The organism is Acinetobacter pittii ANC 4050, from assembly GCF_000399685.1.
GTDB classification, from domain to species: Bacteria; Pseudomonadota; Gammaproteobacteria; order Pseudomonadales; family Moraxellaceae; genus Acinetobacter; species Acinetobacter pittii_E.
On sequence record NZ_KB976987.1, the window covers coordinates 1,807,112 to 1,827,107 of the forward strand.

Consider the following 19,996-nt stretch of genomic DNA (forward strand, 5'->3'; position numbering starts at 1 on the left):
ATATAATTTTACACAACATGAATATTTAGAATTTTAATTATTTTTAAATTATAAATTAATAATCATAAAAAGGATGTTAATTCAACACCCTTAAATGATTTAAATTTACATTTAGAAAGAGTCACACAGATCCAATAATCGATTTGCATAGCCCCATTCATTATCGTACCAGGCGAATACTTTAGCTTGATGTCCAACCACCATAGTTTGGGTTAAATCAACAATGAGTGAATAAGGTGAATGATTAAAATCACTTGAAACTAATGGCTCATCTGTTACTGCCATAATTTCTGCATAGTCTGTTTGAGATGCTTTAATGAGTAACTCATTAATATGATGCACAGTAATTGGAGATTGCGCGATAAAAGTTAAGTCAATTGCAGCCACATTAATAGTTGGCACTCGAATTGAATAACCATCAATACGGTCTTCCATTTTAGGCATAACACGTTTTAATGCGCCGAGTGCACTAGACGTGGTCGGAATAATATTTTGTCCTGAAGCTCTAGCACGGCGTAAATCACGGTGCGCGTGATCAAGTACAGACTGGTCTGCCGTTACTGCATGAATCTCGGTCATAAGCGCAGTTTCAATACCAAATGCATCATCAATAATTTTTACTAATGGCACCAAAGCCTGCGTAGTACATGACACACTCGATATGATCTGATCAGTCACTTTGACTTCATTATGGTTCACCCCATAAACAATAGCTGCATCTACATGATCAAAAGGTGCTGCCCCAATAATGACACGCTTCGCCCCTGCTTGTAGATGACGTGTTGCATCTGCATGAGAACGGAACAGTCCAGTACACTCAAGCACCACATCAATATCTAAACTAGACCAAGGTAAAAGTTCAGGTTGTTTCTGCTGTAAAACCTCAACTTTTAGTGTTCGTTGATTTGACTGAATATTCAAAAAAACTTTTTCATTTTCAATCAATATTTCTACATTTCCATTGAAACGGCCATGTGTAGAATCATATTTAAATAAATGCACTAATGTCTGGACATCTGCTATATCGTTAATCGCCACGATTTCAAAATGAAATTGTTTTGGGCTCTCGAACCAGGCACGTAAAACATTACGTCCAATTCGACCAAACCCATTAATGGCGATACGTTGCATGACCTATCCTTATCAACAAAACTACAAACTAAAGAAGGCATATAGTAAAGCACGTCACAGCCAATTGAATATAGATTTTTAGCCAAATCACAGTTTTGTAAGATATTCCTTTTAAAATCGTTGGTTCGGTGGGGTTTTTCCGCTACAATTTAGCGTTTTTAAAAAATAAGCCCCGTATCACATGCTCAGGTTTTGTATAAAACAAACAGGCATTGATACTTTTAGCCAAATTCGAAAATATGGAGTGACTTGGTTGTGAGTACTCGTTTAATGACATCTGCTGAAATTCGTGAAGCATTTTTGCGCTACTTTGAAACGCAAGGGCATACACGTGTCGCGTCGAGTTCTCTTGTTCCTGCCAACGACCCAACTTTATTATTTACAAATGCTGGGATGAACCAGTTTAAAGACTGCTTTTTAGGTCTTGAGAAGCGTGACTATGTACGTGCAACCACATCACAAAAATGTGTACGTGCTGGCGGCAAACACAATGACTTAGACAACGTTGGCTACACTGCACGTCACCATACATTCTTTGAAATGTTAGGTAATTTCTCATTTGGTGATTATTTCAAACGTGATGCACTTAAATTCGCATGGGAATTTTTAACCAGCGAACAATGGCTTGCTTTACCAAAAGATAAACTTTATGTCACGGTTTACCATACTGATGACGAAGCGTACGACATCTGGAACAAAGAAATCGGTTTAGCGCCAGAACGTATTATCCGTATTGGTGATAATAAAGGCGAAAAATACGCATCTGATAACTTCTGGGCAATGGGTGATACTGGCCCATGTGGTCCATGTTCTGAAATTTTCTTTGACCATGGTGACCACATTTGGGGTGGTTTACCAGGCTCACCTGAAGAAGACGGTGATCGTTTCATTGAAATCTGGAACAACGTTTTCATGCAGTTTAATCGTACTGCTGATGGCGTACTTCACCCTCTCCCTGCTCCATCTGTTGATACAGGCATGGGCTTGGAGCGTATCTCTGCTGTATTGCAACATGTTAACTCGAACTACGATATTGACCTGTTCCAACACCTATTAAAAGCTGCTGCAAATATTATTGGTATTGAAGACCAAGGTCAGCCTTCTTTACGTGTTGTTGCCGACCATGCGCGTTCATGCTGTTTCCTTATTGCTGATGGTGTAAACCCAAGCAATGAAGGTCGTGGATATGTACTTCGCCGTATTATCCGCCGCGCTGTGCGTCACGGTAATAAACTTGGGGCAACTGGTACGTTCTTCTACAAAATGTTGCAACCTTTAATTGAAGTTATGGGTGATGCATATCCAGAACTTGCAGCTCGTAAAGATGTGATTGAAGCAACTTTAATTCGTGAAGAAGAACAGTTCGCTAAAACACTTGAGCAAGGCTTAAAGCTACTTGAAGGCGAGCTTGCTCAATTAAAAGATAAGACAATTCCTGGTGCGACTGTATTTAAACTTTACGACACTTACGGCTTCCCAACTGACTTAACTGCTGATATTGCACGTGAACGTGGCTTTATCATTGATGAAGCAGGCTTTGAAGTGGAAATGGCTGCACAGCGTCAACGCGCTCGTGATGCTGGTAAATTCGCAGTTGACTACAACAACATTGTAAAAGTTGAAGGCGAAACCCAGTTTGACGGTTACATCAACACCACTGGTCAAGGTCAAATTGTAGCGATCTATAAAGATGGCGAACAAGTTGATGAAGTTTCTGAAGGTGATGAAGCACTTATCGTTTTAAACCAAACTCCTTTCTATGCTGAAAGTGGTGGTCAGATTGGCGACACAGGTATCTTCAAAAACGAAACTGGTATTTTTGAAGTTCAAGATACTAAAAAGTCAGGCGGTGCCTTCGTTCATCAAGGTATTGTGACCGTTGGTAGTCTTAAAGCCGAGCAAAATGTTGAAGCGATTGTTAAAGCAGACATTCGTGATGCAACAGCTCGTAACCACTCTGCAACTCACCTATTACATGCTGCCCTTCGTCAAATCTTAGGTTCACATGTACAACAAAAAGGTTCTTTAGTTGCAAGTGATATCTTACGTTTTGACTTTGCTAATGACCAACCTGTAACTTTTGAACAGTTACAACAAGTTGAGCGTTTAGTAAATGCAGAAATTATTGCAAATAGTGTTGTAACAACCGAACTTCTTGACATTGAAGCTGCAAAAGCTAAAGGTGCCATGATGTTGTTTGGTGAAAAATACGGTGATGAAGTACGTGTACTTTCTATGGGTTCAATTATTGATGAGAAAAACTTCTCAATTGAACTGTGTGGTGGTATTCACGTTAAACGTACAGGTGATATTGGTTTATTCAAAATCACTTCTGAAGGTGGTGTAGCTGCTGGTGTACGTCGTATTGAAGCCGTTACAGGTACTAGAGCGCTAGATGTAGTACAAAAAACTGATGCTGATATCCAGCACATTAATGGCTTATTAAAAGCACAGAAAGACCAAACTGTTGAGCGTGTACAAGCCAATGTTGAATTGGTTTCTGCATTACAAAAGCAGATTGAACAACTCAATCAGAAATTGGCAAACTTCCAAGCGTCAGAATTGATTGACCAGGTACAAACCATTGCTGGTCGTCAAACGCTTATTACCACTGTCCAAGGTGTAGATGCAAAATCACTTCGCAACTTACATGACAGTGTTAAATCAAAATTAGAGAATGCAGTTATTGTGTTAGCTGGTGTAGAGGGTGACAAAGTTAGTCTACTTGCTTCAGTTGCATCACAATACACTGCAAATCTAAAAGCAGGTGACATCATCAAACATCTAGCAACTGAGTTAGGTGGTAAAGGTGGTGGCAAACCTGACTTAGCACAAGGTGGCGCGCCACTTAACGAGAAGTTTGGACAAGTGATCGCAGCATTGCCTGCATGGCTTGAACAAAAATAAGACTTCACTTTTTGTGTAACTGACCCTGAAAAGCCTCTCAGGGTCATGGCTTATATGGAACAACTATGGCATTAATCGTTCAAAAGGATTAATGCCAACCAGACATCCTCAGACAAGTCTAGACAAAAATCATAATAAAAACCTTTAATTTAAAGCTTTTCCCCTTTTCCAATATAGACAAAACCAGACAAGTTCAGACAAAATAAGACACCACAATTATGTACACATGCGTGTACATATTCGAAAGATTCCTTTCATCTCTTAAAAATTATGTACACAAGGTAGTTTATGGCTTTAACAGAAGCATGGCTCAAAGCTAATAACAGCAAGTCTCGTGAGAAAGTTGAAGAGGTTGCAGATCGTGACTCAATGAGTGTGAGAATATCTCCTAAAGGGAAAATTGTTTTCCAGTTGAGATATCGATTTGCTGGAAAAGCGGAAAGATTAGATTTAGGCACCTATCCTCACCTTTCGCTTAAAGATGCGCGTATTAAAGCTGGAGAAATGCGTTCTCTATTAGATAAAGGCCAGAACCCTAAAGTCGAGATACGTGTACAACAACAGAAGTATATTGATGCAAGCACACTTAAAGAAGTGTTTGATGATTGGTATAACAGTTATTGTATTAAAAAGAAAACGTCAGCAAAGGATATTAAAAGATCATTTGAACATCATGTTTTTGAAGAAATTGGTGATTTACCTATTGAAAGAATTACGCTGCAGCAATGGTTAGCAATACTTGAAGACTTAGCAGATGAAGTACCTTCTATTGCGGAAAGAATTTTAACTAACGCAAAACAACTGCTTAAATGGGCTAAGAAGCGTGAAATTGTGGAAGTGAATGTTCTATCCGATATATATGCTAAAGAAGATCTAGGTATTGAAAAGAATCGTGGTAAACGTGTCTTAACTGATGAAGAAATTACTATGGTTTGGAAAGCTATTGATGAGTCAAAAGCTTTACTTAAAAATAAGATCTTTCTGAAATTATGTTTAATGTTTGGTTGTCGTAATGGCGAATTAAGAAAAGCACTAAAAACTGACTTTGATTTAAAGCGTAAGGTTTGGATCGTGCCAGTTGAAAACAACAAAGTCGGGAAAAAAACAGGTAGAGAAATTGTTCGTCCAATTTTGCCAGAAATGGAAGAGTTAATTGTTGAAGCCATGTCATTGAATGATAGTGAGTACTTCTTAACAAATGATGATGATGTAACACCAATGGGCCACGGTTCCTCAAATTCACTTGCAGCGAATGTTATGGAGCGTTTGCGAAGACATTATAACTATCACATGCCCCACTGGTCTCTTCATGATTTACGCAGAACTGCCCGTACAAACTTTAGTGCATTCACGAGTCGTGATGTTGCCGAACTCATGATTGGGCATGTTATGCCGGGCGAACAAGGTACATATGATTACTATGAATACTTACCACAACAAATTGAAGCTTATAGAAAATGGTTGGATAAACTAGCAACTCTGACTACTATTTAAATATATAGAGTCAATTGAATTATAGGGAACTCTTAATGACTGAAAATTTTGATGATGAAAATTTCGATAAAGATGAAATTGCTAGGCAAGCTAGAGAATGGACTAAAGAGGATGTGATTCAAGTTATTAGGTCATGGCAGATGGCGGATGAATTTTTTCAAGAAGAGCATATAGGAAATAGTAGTTTAAAGGATCAAATTGAGGGATCTAGAGAATGTTTAGCCATTATTATTGAGTTCATTAATAGTCGTTGTATTGACTAGCAAAAAACAAACTAAAGCATATATATAGTGAATTGAGTAATTAATTCAGTCGCTAAAAGCATCTACCTGTATATTATGAGAAATTAGTTCTTCTAATTTTTAAATTTTTTATAACTTTTATTCTACATAGACAAATATGATTAAGACAAAGGAAGAGACTCAAAGTGGTGGATATGATATTAATATCGAGAAGGAATTTGGTATATTCCAACTAAAACCTAATAATAAAGATTATCAAGGTTGGATTTTTTTTGATAAAGAATCTGAAATTAAAACTTGCTCAGGATATATAGAAGCTAAAATAATAATATCAATCAGATATTTAAAAAGGTCCGGCAAATTACATCACCATAATAACTTTTTTTGTGGTTCATTTTATAAAAATTTTGATGGGAGCTTATCAGCTAGTATTTCAAAATCTGAAACTACATCAGGTCATGGTGGAATTTATCTAGAGCCACCCACAATTCGTGGTTATCGTGTAGGCAGTCTAGCAATGGATCATGTTGTTCACTTTCTTAAGAAATTCCCTTCCGAAACAACTGTAAATGCTATCAATTTTAAACCAAATAGTGATACAAAAGAGATAGCTGCAAATTTTTACACAAAATTTGGTATCCCCCTTTCAAATAGTTTTTCTATTTATGATTTAAGAAACAATGATAATTGGAAAGAAAACCTTATCGAATATTCTTTATATGAGTTAATCCAATTAAATGATTATTACAACCAAGAATTCTTTTTTCTAAAAAAATATGATGCTGAGTTACAAAAGGTCTCAGACCAAATATTTAAAGAGAAAAAAAATATTTTCAATATTATTTTCGGTGGAAAAGAAGTTCCAATACCGATTTTAGATTTTACTTATATTGAAGATGATAAAATTAATGAACAAGTAGAACAATTTAATTTTAATATTGATAACATCTCCCAACTTCTACAAAAAGTTTTTAAAAATGAAACCACTGTAAAAAAAATGAGAGATGAACACAAATCTTTAATTCAGTCCTTAAGAAAAGACAATGCCATATTAATAAGAAAGTTTGATATAATTCGTTTAATAAATAAACTAAAATTAAATGGTTATTTCATATTATTTTTAATAACATTAGTTATAGTTATATACCTGAAAATAAGAACAACTATAGGATAATCACATGTGTGCAAACTATGAACCGATATCAAAAGATCGAGTGCACCTACTTGATCTATTCGAACCAACATTCGACTATAAAGATGATGTTTATCCTGGCTACGACTGCCCTCTTATATTTTCTAAAGAGGGCCTGATAGAATGGCGACAAGTAAAGTTCGGCATGATTCCACCTTGGCAACATGATCTTAAATTTTCAAAATACACATACAACGCTAGAACTGAGACTGTAGATAAAAAACCAAGCTTTAGACACGCGTGGGCTAAAAGTCAGTTTGCTTTAATCCCTGTAGAAAAGATATATGAGCCAAGGTATGTGAATGGTAAAGCTGAACGTTGGGGTATTTATCGGGAAGACAGAATGCCCTTCACTGTCGCTGCAATTTATGAATCAACAATGATTGAAGGTCAGCAAGTCAGATCGATGTCTATGCTTACAATCAATGCTGATAACCACCCTTTTATGTCGCAGTTTCATAAACCAGAAGATGAGAAAAGATCTATCATCGTTATTCCTGGCGAGTATAGAGAAGATTGGCTAAACTGTAAAAAAGAAGATGCTTTTCGGTTTTTCTTTGAAATGCCCCTAGATGAATTTACTGCTGACTACTTCCCAAAACCCCCAAAAAGTGCAAATTAGCACCGTTGATTTTCCGACCAAATGCATCATATAACGCGACAAGTTACGACTAGTTATTATTTATGCACAGTTTTTTTAATTTGAATTTAAACCAAGCTCTAGCATATCATCTTGATTATGTAACGAAATCAAGGAGTAACTATGAGCATTATCCCCAATTCCATTATCGAAATTAAACCACATCTCAATGCTGGCAAGGTATTGAGTGAAGTCGAATCAATAAAATTAGTTTCACCTACTACTTTTTTTCAATACCTTTAGCTATAGAAAAAGTTTCAGCTGGTTTTCCCTCTCCTGCTCAAGATTATGTTGATCGAACTCTCGACATGAATGAGCACCTAATTAAAAATGAAGAAGCAACATTTATTGTTAGAGTGGCATCACTTTCGATGCTTAACGCTGGCATTGATATTGATGATGAGTTGATTGTTGATCGTAGTCTTGATGCGAAACACAACGATATTGTTGTTGCACTTATAGATAATGATTTTACTGTTAAACGCTTAATGATTGATGAAAATGAGCGTTGGTTAAAAGCTGAAAACCCAGATTATGATGATATTCATCTTCATGACGGGCAAGAACTAATAATTTGGGGCGTGGTTACCTATATTCTAAAAAATACAAGAAAAAAATCATGAGGCACGAAGATAAAGTCTTTTTTCTCATAGATGTAAATAACATGTATGTCTCATGTGAAAGAGTCTTTAATCCAAGCTTGAATAATAAGCCAGTCATCGTTTTATCAAATAATGACGGCTGCGCCGTTGCGCGCAGTAATGAAGCAAAAATCTTAAATATAAAAATGGGTGTGCCATTATTCCAAATCAGAGAAGTCGTACAAAAGCACAATGTAATTGTTCTCTCTAGTAATTATGAACTTTACGCTGAAATGTCGCGCAGATTTCATAAAATTCTTGCATCGTATGTAACGGATGAAGAGGTTGAGAAATATTCAATAGATGAGTGTTTTGTTGATTTTTCAGCTTATGAAAAAAATTTTGACCTAGAAATGGTCGCTCAAGATATGCGCTTAAAAATATGGAAATGGCTTGGATTACCTGTGTGCGTTGGAATCGGTAGAAGCAAAACAGAATCGAAGATTGCTAACCATATAGCTAAGAAAAATCAATCATTTAATGGCGTTTGCGATTTAGTAAACATGGATCCGTGCAACAAAGAATATTTCTTCGCGCAGATAGATGTTTCTGAGGTTTGGGGAGTTGGCCGTAAGCATGCAAAAAAGCTTAACTCAATGGGTATTAACACTGTATTTGATCTCGCATGTAGTGAACCCAGAGAGATGCAAAAGAGATTTTCTGTTGTGATGGCTCGTACTATTAATGAGCTGCAAGGTATCTCTTGTCTTGAAATTGAAGACACTCCACCCTCTAAAAAGCAAATTATTAAGTCGTGTTCTTTTGGTGCAAAAGTTACTGAACTTATTGACCTTCAAGAAGCGATAGCGATGCATGCTCAAGAAGCATGTAAGAGATTAAGAGATGATGAGTCATTATGCGGCTGTCTTATTGTTTTTATTCAATCAAGTCCTTTTGATGAAAATGTACCATTTTATAACAAGTCAATAACCGGCTCATTTTCACAACCAACAGATTGTGCGTTAGATTTCGTAAAAGCTGCAACAAGAATGGTATTTCACATATATAAAGAAGGTATTAAGTATAAAAAATGTGGGGTTATATTGACTGGGCTAGAACCTAAATTTGGTCACACTTATGACCTTCTCACAGATTTAGAAGCTATAGAAAAGAAAGAACAATTGATGAAAACACTAGATAACGTACACACAAAATTCGGGAAGAGAAAACTTGGTATAAGTACATGTTATGTACCAGGTCGCAACTGGTCAATGTCACGGGATAAATTAAGTAAGAATCCTTTTAAATGGGATGAACTACCTTTAATAACTAAATGAGCAAATTTCTGCTCAATTTCAGTGATTTTCTCTCATTTTTGAGCAAAATTTTGCTCAATCTTAAGGACAATAAAAAATATACAGTATTGTCTACCCTCTCTTTGGTATTCTTTTGTCACTTCAAGAAAATAAGAAGGAAAAGATTTGGCAACACCATATATAACAATAGGCTGCCCAACGACTGGCGGAGGGCAAGTAATTTCTGGAAACAGTATGTTTCTAATTGACGGTATTCCCGTCGCCTGCGTCGGCGATAAAGCAACATGCCCAACTCATAAAGTCGTTGCGACAATTGTCTCAGGCGATCCATACATGCAAATTTTTGGTAAGGCTGCTGCTCGAGTGAATGACTCACTTTCATGTGGCTGTAAATTACTGCCTCAACAAAACTTAGTTGTGCAAGACAATGGTGGTGGAGCCGTTCAAGGTTCTCAAGCAAGTAACGCAACTCAAGATAGCTTTATGCCTCAGCCTGATGAACACGGGATTAAGTTTCAGTTAAAAGACCAAGAAACGGGTAAACCACTTGCACAACAATACTTCAAATTAAAAGGCCCTGATGGCAGTGAAATTGAAGGATTTACTGATAAAAATGGATTTACAGAGCTAATCAAAACAGGCACCGAAGCAAAAGAAATCGACTTAACAACTTTCGATTTATCTCAGCCAATGGCTAAGTGGGAATAAATAATGTCAGATAAAAATTTAAGAGATCCTTACAACCGACATTTAGCAGATTCATCCCCAGCATGGGATGCTTACCCACATGAGGAAAAAGTATGTGTTATTACTGAGCCACTCTGTAATGACCATATCAAGATTCGTAATTATTATATGGCCCGCCCTTATAACTTTATGATGCGAATTAACCAATGGGCAGAAGTAGCAAACACCATTGAACTATTAATGGCTGTTCGGTTTGGTATGGAATGGGACATGAATAAGTTTGACGATCGACTTCTTTCCGATCCGGGCTTTCATACCCAAATGTATATTCGTTTCCATAATTACGTACTTAAACATGCTATGAAAGAAGGTGCCCGAATCGTTGGTGAATTCCAGCAAACAGCCTTTAAGGTTCGCTTTTTAAGTGCTTTTGCAGTTGATGAGCTGCTTGAATTACGAAATCTGAGTAAGTTCGATCAAGGCAAAGAAATATATGGAAAAATTCAAGACCTTAAAGATACATTTGCAAAATTGAATGCAGCACGGGCTACTACTGATTTAGCGCAATTAAGAATGAATGATGGGCCATTATTCATCAACCGTGAAATGTTTAAAAAAGTTTTTAACCAAGACTTTAACCCTAAAATGATTCAAATAATGAAACAAACTAGAGAATATCCTGGAGATCCTATTAATGTTCGTGAAAAAGGGTTCTATTAATCCCCTAAAAACAGTCCTAATTTCTGTATTTGTTCTGGCTATTAGTGGTTGTGCTAATACGCAAGTTAATAACTACAGAGAAGCAGTTATTAACTCTACTCGTGGAGCAGTTGATATGCTGATCATGGACCAACCAGTTTACAGAAACGCAATTACCACCGAGAAAAATAAGGTAACCACTGCTTTGCTTTTCACTACCTTAAAAAAGATGGGAGTTTTAAAGGAACTTGAGAAAGAAGTTGGAAATAATTTTGTAATTGAGGAAAGTCTGTCACTGGCAAAATTGAATCAATTATGTTGGACAACTAAGTTCCTTCAGCACTATAAAAACGATTTACCTCCACAATCACAAGCTGACTATAAAGATGTCTATACGTGGGTAGATGCAAAACAGGCTACATGGCTTAAGAAACTAAATGAGTCTTATGGTAAAGATGAACTCGGAGATAATGATTGCCGAAAGTAAACTTTATATAGCCCTGAATACTCAGGGCTTTTTTATAAGTACCAATTTTTCACTATATGTTTTAGAGTAATAATCATCTTTAGTGGAAGGCTATTACTAATGAGCGACGTTTTAACAGGTACGCAGGCAGTTGAAATTTTGAATGATGCTTTCAAGGATATTGGATGTAAGATTGAGTTAGATGACTTTGATAATTTAATTCTTCTAACGATTACTGGTTGTTCTAAACTTCAAATTACACGCAGCAGATATTCCAAACGTAAAAATCTTGAAGAAACAATTACATCTCTCAAAAGACGCCTTGCTGAAGGCTAGAATTGATTATTCGTTTGAGACTTCGATTATCTAATCTTAAAGTTACTTTTTACTTAAAAAAATAAAAAGCCCTGAATATTCAGGGCTTTTTATTAAAGTGCTTTAACGCAAATAGATACGTTTACATTGCTATTTATTGTATGTGCCGTACAACCACATAAAAGAAAGCTCAGTAATAGTAACTTCATTAGGCTTCAGAAACCCGAGTAGCTGTTACGCCCTTTAATTGCGGTAAAGAATAACGTTTACTTGCTGGTTGAGGTGTACGTCCATACCAACGGAACTCTTGGAAATCTGAATCACTATATAGCGCGTAACACACTTTATTGGATTGGTTACCACCAAGGCAAACAAGTTTTCCAGTAGACTTATCACGTCCTACAACAAAGCAAACATGGCCTCCACCCTTACGGGTTTTAATAGCAACACAGCCATAAGCCGGTTTTGTTAATTTTGCGCCGTAATTCACGTAATCCAATGCACGGTACCAATGCTTAGGATAAGCAATTCCAGCTGATTTCAAGCAATGAGCAACGAAAGTACCACACCATGCTGTTTCATCATCAGCCCACCAAGCTTTAAGCTCCTTTAACCATTTCAAAATAGTTGGATTGTGCTGTTTACCTGGTATTTCTTGCAGACCAATGTGTTTTTTTGCTTCTGCAATCCAAGCTAATTCATCAGGCTTTGTTGATGTTGGGATATTCAATAAAGAATTGATCCCTACTAACTGGCCTGTTAGTTGAGGGCCATTAAGTCGCGGCTGAGAAATTTTCTTTCCAATCCATGACAGACCAAGCATTAAAGTACCAGTTACAAATGCATGATATTTTTCAGGGATAACCTCATAATCAACACCCCATTGAAGTGCTGGCAACAAAATTAGCATGATGAATGCACCAATTGTCGGTAGCTTGACAGAAAGGTACTGCCAAGCATTATTTTCAATAAACTTCATTCATCTTTCCTTTTTCGTAAACTATCTTGCTCTAAGACTTTGATTCGTAACTCGCTTTCTTTACGTTCTCTGCGATCACGTCTCCACTGAAAAATGAAACTAATGAATAGGCCAACAACAGCCACAATTGCACCTGTATAGCTCAACCAATTAATTGATGTTAAAGAGCCAAAAGCACTTGCTAAACCACTCCAAAAGGTAGTTTTATTAGCAAAAGTAGTGACTGTGACTTCAATTGCCTGATGATCAGACATGACCTATTCCCCACGTTACATTTGGTGTTATTTTTGCAAGCGTTATAGTTTTAAAATGAGTATGGTTCCAAAGAGAAAGGATCAAAAAAGCCTGAAAAATTCAGGCTTTTTAATTATTAATTTTTTATCGACTTCTACTAGCTAAAGCATTAAGACCCTTAATGACTTCCTGACCCAACTTTATAAAAGCATTGTGACGTTCAATTTCATTTTCTAAGTGCTTCTTACGATTTTCCCATGCTGATGAATTGAAGTAAGTACTTTCAAAACTCAAAGGCATTTTCAACGCATCCGATAAGGGCATTGGACAGTTCTCAGAAATACTACTTGCTGTTTCAAGCAAAAGATCGGTCCAACTCTTTGATGATTCCTGTAAAGACGGAAGCGGTGCGAAATCGTGCAGGCGCGTCATCTGCACCTCTTTCCACTAAAATACCGTGGTTATCAACGCTTAACCGTAAATGAGTAAATAACTCATTATTTAAATTATTAAAGTCTTGATAGCACAAATCAAAATCACTAGCTGGCATTTTCTTAATGAAATCTAGCCGCTGCTTAAATTGTTCTTCAAATAATTGAGGGTTTGTTCTATCCGGCAATAAAGCTAAATGCTCATGATTAGAATAACTCAACTGAAAAGCCATCATGCAGGCAATCCATTCAGCGACATTCTTACAATTTGCCTCTAAGAACTCCGCTTCCATTCCAATAAGCTGTCTAACCGTAATTCCATTTTGAGTAGTTTCAGTTTTCCATTTATTTTCTGATTGAAGGAAAACTTTAGACCAATCAGTGTTCACATCCAGCATAGTATTACTTTGTTTTTCAAGATATTTAAGCAGCAGTAAATACCGTTCCTGAATTGATAAAAGTAAAGGATCCACATTGTCTAATGCTGATTTCAGAAAAGCTGAAAGTCTTTTTTCATTAAAATTTGGAGCAATGATAGATATTTTGAGACATTGCTCAAAACTAAGCTCTTGCATTTGGTAGGTATTTTCACCAACGTACACAGGGTCAAAAGTAATCATTAGTTGCCTCCATATAATGAGTAAATATCTTTTGAGTCCCATGCAGTTCGACTCATTAAATTAATATTGACGGCCAAACTTAACCGGTTACCATTTTCATCAATTGGCGCGACTATTGGAGCAGACACACTTTCAATAATGAATGGTTTATAAGTTTTGCCGTGAGTTGTAAGAGATACGAACGGTGGAATTACACCCGAAAACAATCCTTCTAAGGTTGAATTTGAATCATTAACGACATTCTGCAGTGTTGAATCAGAAGATAAAGAAACAGGTAGACTCCAAGCCTCTAGCTGTTTGATTTTGTCCTCAACTTCTGTTTTTGCATCACTAAAAGCTAAGAAGAAAATTGATAAATTTAGACGTACTGAAGAAGTAGACAGGAATACTTGAGTTGTATTCACTTTGGTTAAATTTGTGCGCCCTTCAACACTCTTAAGTGCATTTTCTGCAGTTGATAAAGGTCCAGATGCCATATCGCTTAATGCAGAAATGAAGGGTGAATTCTCGCCTAGAGTAGCTGCAGCTTGAAGCATTTGCCCAGTTTGCAAGTTAGCCATCAACATAGGCATCTTTAGTTCTGGATTGCTATTTTCAAATGGAGTTTGCCATTGGCTCTCAATACTTTTGTCGCCTTCAGTCAACAAAGCACGAATTACTGGTGATGCTACTGGGTTACCATCTTTATCACAAAGAGAAAATTCTGCGTATTTATGCTTTGAAATCGAACCAAAGAAAGGATCTGATTCAGTACTTGGCAATTTAGTTTTTGCTGTATTTACAGCTGGAGCATAAGCTAAAGCTTTGGACATATTTAAGTACTAACTCATAAAGATAAAGTTATTATCAATTAAAAAAGAAGACCATTTATTAGCTTTGTTCCAGCATTACAAACGACTAAAAAAATATTAAAAACAATAATTATTTATTTTTATATCAAATTGATTGTGAGTATTTTTTTAGTATGATGGAATTGCAAATATTTATTTAAACGATTGTTTGAGAAATAAAAAATGTTAGATTTATTCACACCTATTGTTGAAGTTGAAAAACAGCATGATATTTTTAAATTTTTATCAAATGAAGCAATGTATGCTGAAAGGAATGTAATTTTAGATTGGGCTGATGGATTTGTTGATCGAGATAATAAATTTGTAAAAGAATTCCAAACTACTTTTGAATCTTCTTTGATGGAATTATATCTAAATAAAATCCTGAAATCAGAAAATATTGATATAGACTATAAACATCATGCGCCGGACTTTGTGTGCAACAAAAATAATTTATCTTTTTGTATTGAAGCGACTATTGCAAATCCAGAACAAGATGGGTCGCCAGCATATGGTTTTTCAGAAGACTATTTAAATTTTAATATAGACTTTAAAGAGTTCAATAGGAAATCAATTATTAGGATTGCCAATTCTATTGTCACTAAATCTCAAAAATATACAAAATCATATTGCAAATACCCGCATGTAGTTGGTAAACCTTTTATTTTAGGTCTTAATTCTTTTGATCGTCCTCATTCCCATTTTATAGGTCATCGCGGTTTAATGGCAGTCCTCTATGGAATTTATCTTAATGAAGAAAGGGCGATTTCAGAAAAACTCTCCTATATTCCAAAAGAAAAAATGGATTTTATTGAGAAAGATAATGGAGCAGCAATTCCCCTCGGTTTTTTTACAACTTCGGAGTATGAACACATTAGTGGTGTAATTTATAACCCGTATGCTAATTGGGGGAAAGTCCAAGCATTAGCTGAAGTAACTGAAGCAAATAAATATACCTATTTTAATGCGCTTTACACTAGGGATGAAGTAAATGTGGATACGTTAATCCCAGATATCCGTAATGGCATTCCTAAAGAAGAATATTCAGAATCGATCTTTGATGGTTTATATATTTTTCATAATCCTCGTGCTAAATATCCAGTGCCTGATTTTTTATTTAACCATCCCCAAATTGCTCATTTCAGTTTGGATGATACCGGGAATATTATTGAAAGAATTGATGGTAAATTTTTACTTTCAAGAAGTATAATAGGTGCACGTGTAAGTTCGTTATTTTCTAAATAGTGAAGTCGTCAAAGACATAATATTTATAAATTTTATATTTTCGAATCAAGAAGCCTATAAAAATACGCTCATCAAGAGCGTATTTTTAAATTAAATCTCAAGCAGCTAAATTAATATTGTTCTCTTGCTCAAATTCATCAATCTTCTTGATAATTTCAGCAGACTTGTTATATGGCATAACAATCTCATCGAATTCATTAACTTCTGTGCCCCAGAATTTGAGCATGATATTCTTGATCTGAGGTTTATCAATGCCGTCCCCATTGAATACATACTTGCTACGTTCAGTTCTTACATAAAGTTCATACTTAGCAAGCTGCTCATCAATGCGTAGTTTTCTAGGAGGCATTGCGATGTCACGGATTTCTGAAAAGAGGTCTTCAACACTTGTAAGATGTGTAAAGTCTAATTCTCGTGTTATTGGAACATCATTAGATCCTGCATGTTTTTCAATAATGATGATTCGAGTTGAAACGGCGGTACCAGCATTCTTGAATGTAGATTGAGGTAACAAGATTTCAGCTGTTAGAACTGCACCTGGTGTACTATCAATAAATTCGTCCACCTTTGAATCCATCGAGCCACGTGGTACTAAGGCCACAATACGACCACCATCATAAAGATGACCAAAGGCTTTCTTGATATGTTGAATTGCCAATGTGCCAGCATGACCGAACGGCGGATTCATCACAATCGCATGGTACTTATTCAATGACTCTAATGACTCGAATGTGTCAACAATAACTTTAGCACCTGTATTTGCCATTTGAGCACGACTAGCTAAAGACTCAGTTGGTTCAATCATTGTCAGCTCTACATCCTGCGGAACAAAACGACCAATTGCTCCATCACCAGCACTTGGCTCAAGCACAGAATCGCCAGTGTGCACCCCTGCCCATTCAATCATTTTGAATCCAAGTGGTTCAGGTGTTGCATACCATTCCTTACCTTCTCGGTTATCACGACTTTCAGAACGCTTACCTTTGGCATAGTAGAATGTTAGTGCTTGATCAAATGGGGTTAACTTAGCAATACGGGCATTTTCTTCATCGTATGCTTTACCACCAATACCATCATTTAGACTTGGCTCTTCATATTTAGCATCTTCATAAGCCTGAATTAACGCTTCTTTGATACTCACTACAGCATCAGCACCTTTGGCAAAGTTATCTACCGTTTCAGCTCGTCCAGCAATTGTGTCTGCAAATGCAGCCCGTTCCCATGCTGTACCAGTGGTTAAGTATCTCTGAATAGCATTCGATGCTTGTCCAGTACGATAGATACGCCCTTCTGTCTGTCTTAACTTGGCCGGCTTTGTTGGCTGCCCAATATTAATTAAAACTCGCTGATGTTTACCTGTTGTATCATGCAAGCTAATTCCCGTTGAGCCTGCATCTGATTGCAAAATTAGAATATCGTGCCCGCTTCCATCGGTATTAAATAAAGCTACGTTAGATTCACGTTGTTGCTTTGAAATGCGGCCATTAAATAAAAGGGCACTTGGAAATGCTTTCTTTAAGGTCTCAACTGGTGAATCATAATCAAGATTGAGATTCACTAGATCTGGTCTAGCTTCCTTGAATGAATCGTATTCAAGCTCAATATCATCTCTTAAATGGCTCTCATATTTTTCGATATCAAGCTGACTAATCAAGAAAGGTGCAAAACCACCACCTTCGTTATAATCATGGAAAATAACTACTTTACGGCCTAATGCTAAGTGCTTTTTCACCATATCAACACAAGCTTCAGCTTTAATAGCTTCCAACAGACGGCGTCTTGCTAAATAATCAAACCGTTTTGCAATAATTTCGTATATGTTTTTAAAACGATTTCCAGTGAATAACTGATCATACTCTTGCATAGATGCATGACGTCCCCAGCCTGTTGTTGGTTTACCAGTCTGAGCAGCCCATTCTTCAAAAGTTCGTGTTTTATGTCCTTCAATTTCTTTATAACCATTGCGAAGATAAGTTAAACCTTCATCAATAAGTTCACCAACACGAGAGCCAATTAGAATAAATTTACGATCATAGTCAAAATTAACTTCTAAATCGCGTCCAGACATAGCACCAGTGTTTTTAAGATTTTCGGCAAACTGTCTTTCCAGTACGCCTGTATCCACCTTAGCTTCTGGTCGCGTCAACTTACCATATCGCTTTCGATATCCAAGATTTCCCATATAGAAGTGCTCTCGAGCCTTACTAAATCCTTCAGCTAAATTACCTTGGTCATCAACAGATACTGAGGGAGACATATAATCAAATAAATAGCCTTCCGCCCAATCAAGTGAAAAGTGATAACTAAATGGAGTAGCAGATAAGAAAACAACTTTGACCTTACTTTTCTGGTGTTTCCAATTCAAATTCCAGATCCTTCGTTGTTCGTTTCGAAGGACCTGCATTTTGTTGTAAGCGCTTAGGTATTGTTCTGTTTCTTTACCATTTTCATCGAATTCTTCAATTGGCATCTGCTCAGCAAACTTATCTTCAAACCACTCATTAAAACCATGCAAATGCCCGGTTAATGCTCGTAGTTTGTTTAATGCTGCAGTTGCTTTACCATCTGATGATTGCGATAGAGTATGGGCTTCATCAATTAAAATTAGGTCCCAATGTTTGTGAACCAAACTTTTATTTTGACCAAAATTTGCAAAGGTTGTGACTACAACTGAGTGCTCATCACCGCCGTTATCTTTAATACTTTTTAATTTGTAAGCCTTGATATGCAAAGGGCTTGAGCTTTTTACAAAGTCATTTGCAATTTTATCATTTAAAGTAACAATCAAAATATTCTTAAGCCCAGCATTGATAAACCGCTTTGCTACACCCAGCCCAGTAAAGGTTTTTCCAGTACCTGTGCCGTTAGTAAAAAGAATACCTTTCTTATTTTCCTCAATTAAGCGCTTTTCAGTCTTAAAAACATCACCACGCTGTGCAGATTGTAGATATGGCAAAGCTTCGTCAATATTTGAAGCATCACTCCAAACGGTTTCTACATTATCTGCTTTTAATTGAGCTTCTAGCTTTTCATCTAAGGCAGCTCTAACTGATTTAGCAGATTGTACAATTGATCGATCTCTTGCTCGTTTAAGAGATGATCTCTTACCAGATAGTTCACTGCTTCGGCTGCTGTTAGCCCGGTTAGAACTGGTTCCACTATCTCCATCTGAAGATTCATTTCTTGGATTTCGGACGCTAGATAAACTTGCATCATCACTTTTTGATAAGCCAGAATTACCGACTCTGAGTTCCCCAATTTCTCCATCACTTCTGATTGCTTCTGAAGCCTCAAGTTCATCTTTTCCTGATCCAATTGTAGAAACAATTGGTCCTCTGGATCTGAAACGAAATTCGCCAACTGATTCCACATCTGAATTGGTATTTGATACATAGGAGAATAACCCTTTTACTAGTTGCTGATCTTCAGAAAGAAGTGAGTCTGGAATAGATTTAAGATGTTTTGAGCGTACTAGAATTTCGCCCTGAGAATAAAAGGCATAAGGGTCATATTCTTTAGCTTTGGTTAATTTGATGCCTTTTAGACCAATAACCTGTAGCGTTTTATTCTTTTTAGTTATGTATGGCTTCAGCTCTTTATCGCTAGCAAAAAGGGAGACAATTGTCTCTAGTTGTTCAATAACATTTCTGGAACTGTTATTAAGGTGTTGGATAACTGATTCATCAATGTTTTTGATAGCCTCGTTATATAAGACTTCAATAACTTCATCCAATTTTGGAAAGTCACTTTCTTGACGGGCAAAAGCTAAAGCTTGCTTTGCTACAGACAAGTTAAGTTCTACTTGTTTATGAATGATTAGAAGGAAAAATCGAGCAATATTGCTCTGAAAATGCATGAAATCAATCATGTAATAAATCGCAACCAATACCGTGTCTTTAGTGATTGGTTTAAGCTTTAAGATGGACATATATCCCTCAACATAGGAACTTTACATTCCTATGTTGAATGATCATAAGTACTTAATTT

General features: G+C 36.4%; 18 protein-coding genes and 1 pseudogene. 12 read left to right on the forward strand and 7 right to left on the reverse strand.

Going from position 1 to position 19,996, the window contains the following annotated elements; genetic code table 11:
• Positions 1–111: 111 nt before the first annotated feature.
• Entirely contained in the window at positions 112–1,131 is a 1,020-nt protein-coding gene (gene epD / locus F931_RS12335; RefSeq protein WP_016141689.1) for a type I glyceraldehyde-3-phosphate dehydrogenase, read from the reverse strand.
• A 270-nt stretch (positions 1,132–1,401) separates the two neighbouring features.
• On the opposite strand from epD, the gene alaS reads away from it, so the two are divergent.
• The 11 genes and pseudogenes from alaS (at position 1,402) to F931_RS12385 (ending at position 11,691) form a co-directional block, all read left to right on the forward strand.
• Positions 1,402–4,038 (forward strand): alanine--tRNA ligase, encoded by a 2,637-nt coding sequence (alaS, locus tag F931_RS12340; RefSeq protein WP_016141690.1) that lies wholly within the window; start codon positions 1,402–1,404, stop codon positions 4,036–4,038.
• Between the two features lie 288 nt (positions 4,039–4,326).
• Positions 4,327–5,532: a tyrosine-type recombinase/integrase gene (locus F931_RS12345; RefSeq protein WP_016141691.1), complete on the forward strand. Its 1,206-nt coding sequence runs from the start codon at positions 4,327–4,329 to the stop codon at positions 5,530–5,532.
• A gap of 35 nt (positions 5,533–5,567) precedes the next feature.
• A complete protein-coding gene (locus F931_RS12350; protein WP_016141692.1) occupies positions 5,568–5,795 on the forward strand; it encodes a hypothetical protein in 228 nt (75 codons plus the stop codon).
• Between the two features lie 136 nt (positions 5,796–5,931).
• Positions 5,932–6,948, forward strand: a complete 1,017-nt coding sequence (locus F931_RS12355; protein WP_016141693.1) for a hypothetical protein — start codon at positions 5,932–5,934, stop codon at positions 6,946–6,948.
• A gap of 4 nt (positions 6,949–6,952) precedes the next feature.
• Complete coding sequence (locus tag F931_RS12360) at positions 6,953–7,588, forward strand: SOS response-associated peptidase family protein (protein WP_016141694.1); 636 nt, start codon at positions 6,953–6,955, stop codon at positions 7,586–7,588.
• Between the two features lie 141 nt (positions 7,589–7,729).
• Positions 7,730–8,229 (forward strand): annotated as a pseudogene (locus F931_RS0103845) (LexA family protein).
• Positions 8,226–9,524 (forward strand): Y-family DNA polymerase, encoded by a 1,299-nt coding sequence (locus tag F931_RS12365; RefSeq protein WP_016141695.1) that lies wholly within the window; start codon positions 8,226–8,228, stop codon positions 9,522–9,524. The pseudogene F931_RS0103845 and the gene F931_RS12365 overlap by 4 nt, the downstream one beginning before the upstream one ends.
• Before the next feature lie 144 nt (positions 9,525–9,668).
• Positions 9,669–10,211 carry a PAAR domain-containing protein gene (locus F931_RS12370; protein ID WP_016141696.1) on the forward strand — a complete coding sequence of 181 codons (543 nt, stop codon included), beginning with the start codon at positions 9,669–9,671 and terminating at the stop codon, positions 10,209–10,211.
• 3 nt (positions 10,212–10,214) lie between these two features.
• On the forward strand, positions 10,215–10,910 hold the full coding sequence (locus F931_RS12375; protein ID WP_016141697.1) for a hypothetical protein: 696 nt from the start codon (positions 10,215–10,217) through the stop codon (positions 10,908–10,910).
• Entirely contained in the window at positions 10,885–11,376 is a 492-nt protein-coding gene (locus F931_RS12380) for a hypothetical protein (protein WP_016141698.1), read from the forward strand. The genes F931_RS12375 and F931_RS12380 overlap by 26 nt, the downstream gene beginning before the upstream one ends.
• 99 nt (positions 11,377–11,475) lie before the next feature.
• Complete coding sequence (locus F931_RS12385) at positions 11,476–11,691, forward strand: hypothetical protein (RefSeq protein ID WP_016141699.1); 216 nt, start codon at positions 11,476–11,478, stop codon at positions 11,689–11,691.
• Between the two features lie 187 nt (positions 11,692–11,878).
• Here F931_RS12385 and F931_RS12390 read toward each other — a convergent pair whose 3' ends face one another.
• The 5 genes from F931_RS12390 to F931_RS12410 all read right to left on the reverse strand — a co-directional run bounded on the left by F931_RS12390 (position 11,879) and on the right by F931_RS12410 (position 14,746).
• On the reverse strand, positions 11,879–12,649 hold the full coding sequence (locus tag F931_RS12390) for an NlpC/P60 family protein (protein ID WP_016141700.1): 771 nt from the start codon (positions 12,647–12,649) through the stop codon (positions 11,879–11,881).
• Positions 12,646–12,903, reverse strand: coding sequence for a phage holin family protein (locus F931_RS12395; RefSeq protein WP_016141701.1), 258 nt, complete (start codon positions 12,901–12,903; stop codon positions 12,646–12,648). The genes F931_RS12390 and F931_RS12395 overlap by 4 nt, the downstream gene beginning before the upstream one ends.
• A 124-nt stretch (positions 12,904–13,027) precedes the next feature.
• Positions 13,028–13,246 (reverse strand): hypothetical protein, encoded by a 219-nt coding sequence (locus F931_RS12400; RefSeq protein WP_025470351.1) that lies wholly within the window; start codon positions 13,244–13,246, stop codon positions 13,028–13,030.
• Positions 13,239–13,934 carry a hypothetical protein gene (locus F931_RS12405; RefSeq protein WP_016141703.1) on the reverse strand — a complete coding sequence of 232 codons (696 nt, stop codon included), beginning with the start codon at positions 13,932–13,934 and terminating at the stop codon, positions 13,239–13,241. The genes F931_RS12400 and F931_RS12405 overlap by 8 nt, the downstream gene beginning before the upstream one ends.
• Entirely contained in the window at positions 13,934–14,746 is an 813-nt protein-coding gene (locus F931_RS12410; RefSeq protein WP_016141704.1) for a hypothetical protein, read from the reverse strand. Before F931_RS12410 ends, F931_RS12405 begins: the two co-directional genes overlap by 1 nt.
• Before the next feature lie 201 nt (positions 14,747–14,947).
• On the opposite strand from F931_RS12410, the gene F931_RS12415 reads away from it, so the two are divergent.
• On the forward strand, positions 14,948–16,009 hold the full coding sequence (locus tag F931_RS12415; RefSeq protein WP_016141705.1) for a hypothetical protein: 1,062 nt from the start codon (positions 14,948–14,950) through the stop codon (positions 16,007–16,009).
• 97 nt (positions 16,010–16,106) lie between these two features.
• Here the strand turns inward: F931_RS12415 and F931_RS12420 are convergent, their stop codons facing one another.
• A complete protein-coding gene (locus F931_RS12420) occupies positions 16,107–19,937 on the reverse strand; it encodes a DEAD/DEAH box helicase family protein (RefSeq protein WP_016141706.1) in 3,831 nt (1,276 codons plus the stop codon).
• Positions 19,938–19,996 lie beyond the last annotated feature (59 nt).

Coding starts and splice junctions, on each gene's coding strand:
- F931_RS12420 (WP_016141706.1), bottom strand. CDS start 19,937: ATGTCCATCTTAAAGCTTAAACCAATCACTAAAGACACGGTATTGGTT.
- F931_RS12385 (WP_016141699.1), top strand. CDS start 11,476: ATGAGCGACGTTTTAACAGGTACGCAGGCAGTTGAAATTTTGAATGAT.
- F931_RS12365 (WP_016141695.1), top strand. CDS start 8,226: ATGAGGCACGAAGATAAAGTCTTTTTTCTCATAGATGTAAATAACATG.
- F931_RS12380 (WP_016141698.1), top strand. CDS start 10,885: ATGTTCGTGAAAAAGGGTTCTATTAATCCCCTAAAAACAGTCCTAATT.
- F931_RS12395 (WP_016141701.1), bottom strand. CDS start 12,903: ATGTCTGATCATCAGGCAATTGAAGTCACAGTCACTACTTTTGCTAAT.
- epD (WP_016141689.1), bottom strand. CDS start 1,131: ATGCAACGTATCGCCATTAATGGGTTTGGTCGAATTGGACGTAATGTT.
- F931_RS12345 (WP_016141691.1), top strand. CDS start 4,327: ATGGCTTTAACAGAAGCATGGCTCAAAGCTAATAACAGCAAGTCTCGT.
- alaS (WP_016141690.1), top strand. CDS start 1,402: ATGACATCTGCTGAAATTCGTGAAGCATTTTTGCGCTACTTTGAAACG.
- F931_RS12355 (WP_016141693.1), top strand. CDS start 5,932: ATGATTAAGACAAAGGAAGAGACTCAAAGTGGTGGATATGATATTAAT.
- F931_RS12360 (WP_016141694.1), top strand. CDS start 6,953: ATGTGTGCAAACTATGAACCGATATCAAAAGATCGAGTGCACCTACTT.
- F931_RS12415 (WP_016141705.1), top strand. CDS start 14,948: ATGTTAGATTTATTCACACCTATTGTTGAAGTTGAAAAACAGCATGAT.
- F931_RS12350 (WP_016141692.1), top strand. CDS start 5,568: ATGACTGAAAATTTTGATGATGAAAATTTCGATAAAGATGAAATTGCT.
- F931_RS12405 (WP_016141703.1), bottom strand. CDS start 13,934: ATGATTACTTTTGACCCTGTGTACGTTGGTGAAAATACCTACCAAATG.
- F931_RS12410 (WP_016141704.1), bottom strand. CDS start 14,746: ATGTCCAAAGCTTTAGCTTATGCTCCAGCTGTAAATACAGCAAAAACT.
- F931_RS12375 (WP_016141697.1), top strand. CDS start 10,215: ATGTCAGATAAAAATTTAAGAGATCCTTACAACCGACATTTAGCAGAT.
- F931_RS12390 (WP_016141700.1), bottom strand. CDS start 12,649: ATGAAGTTTATTGAAAATAATGCTTGGCAGTACCTTTCTGTCAAGCTA.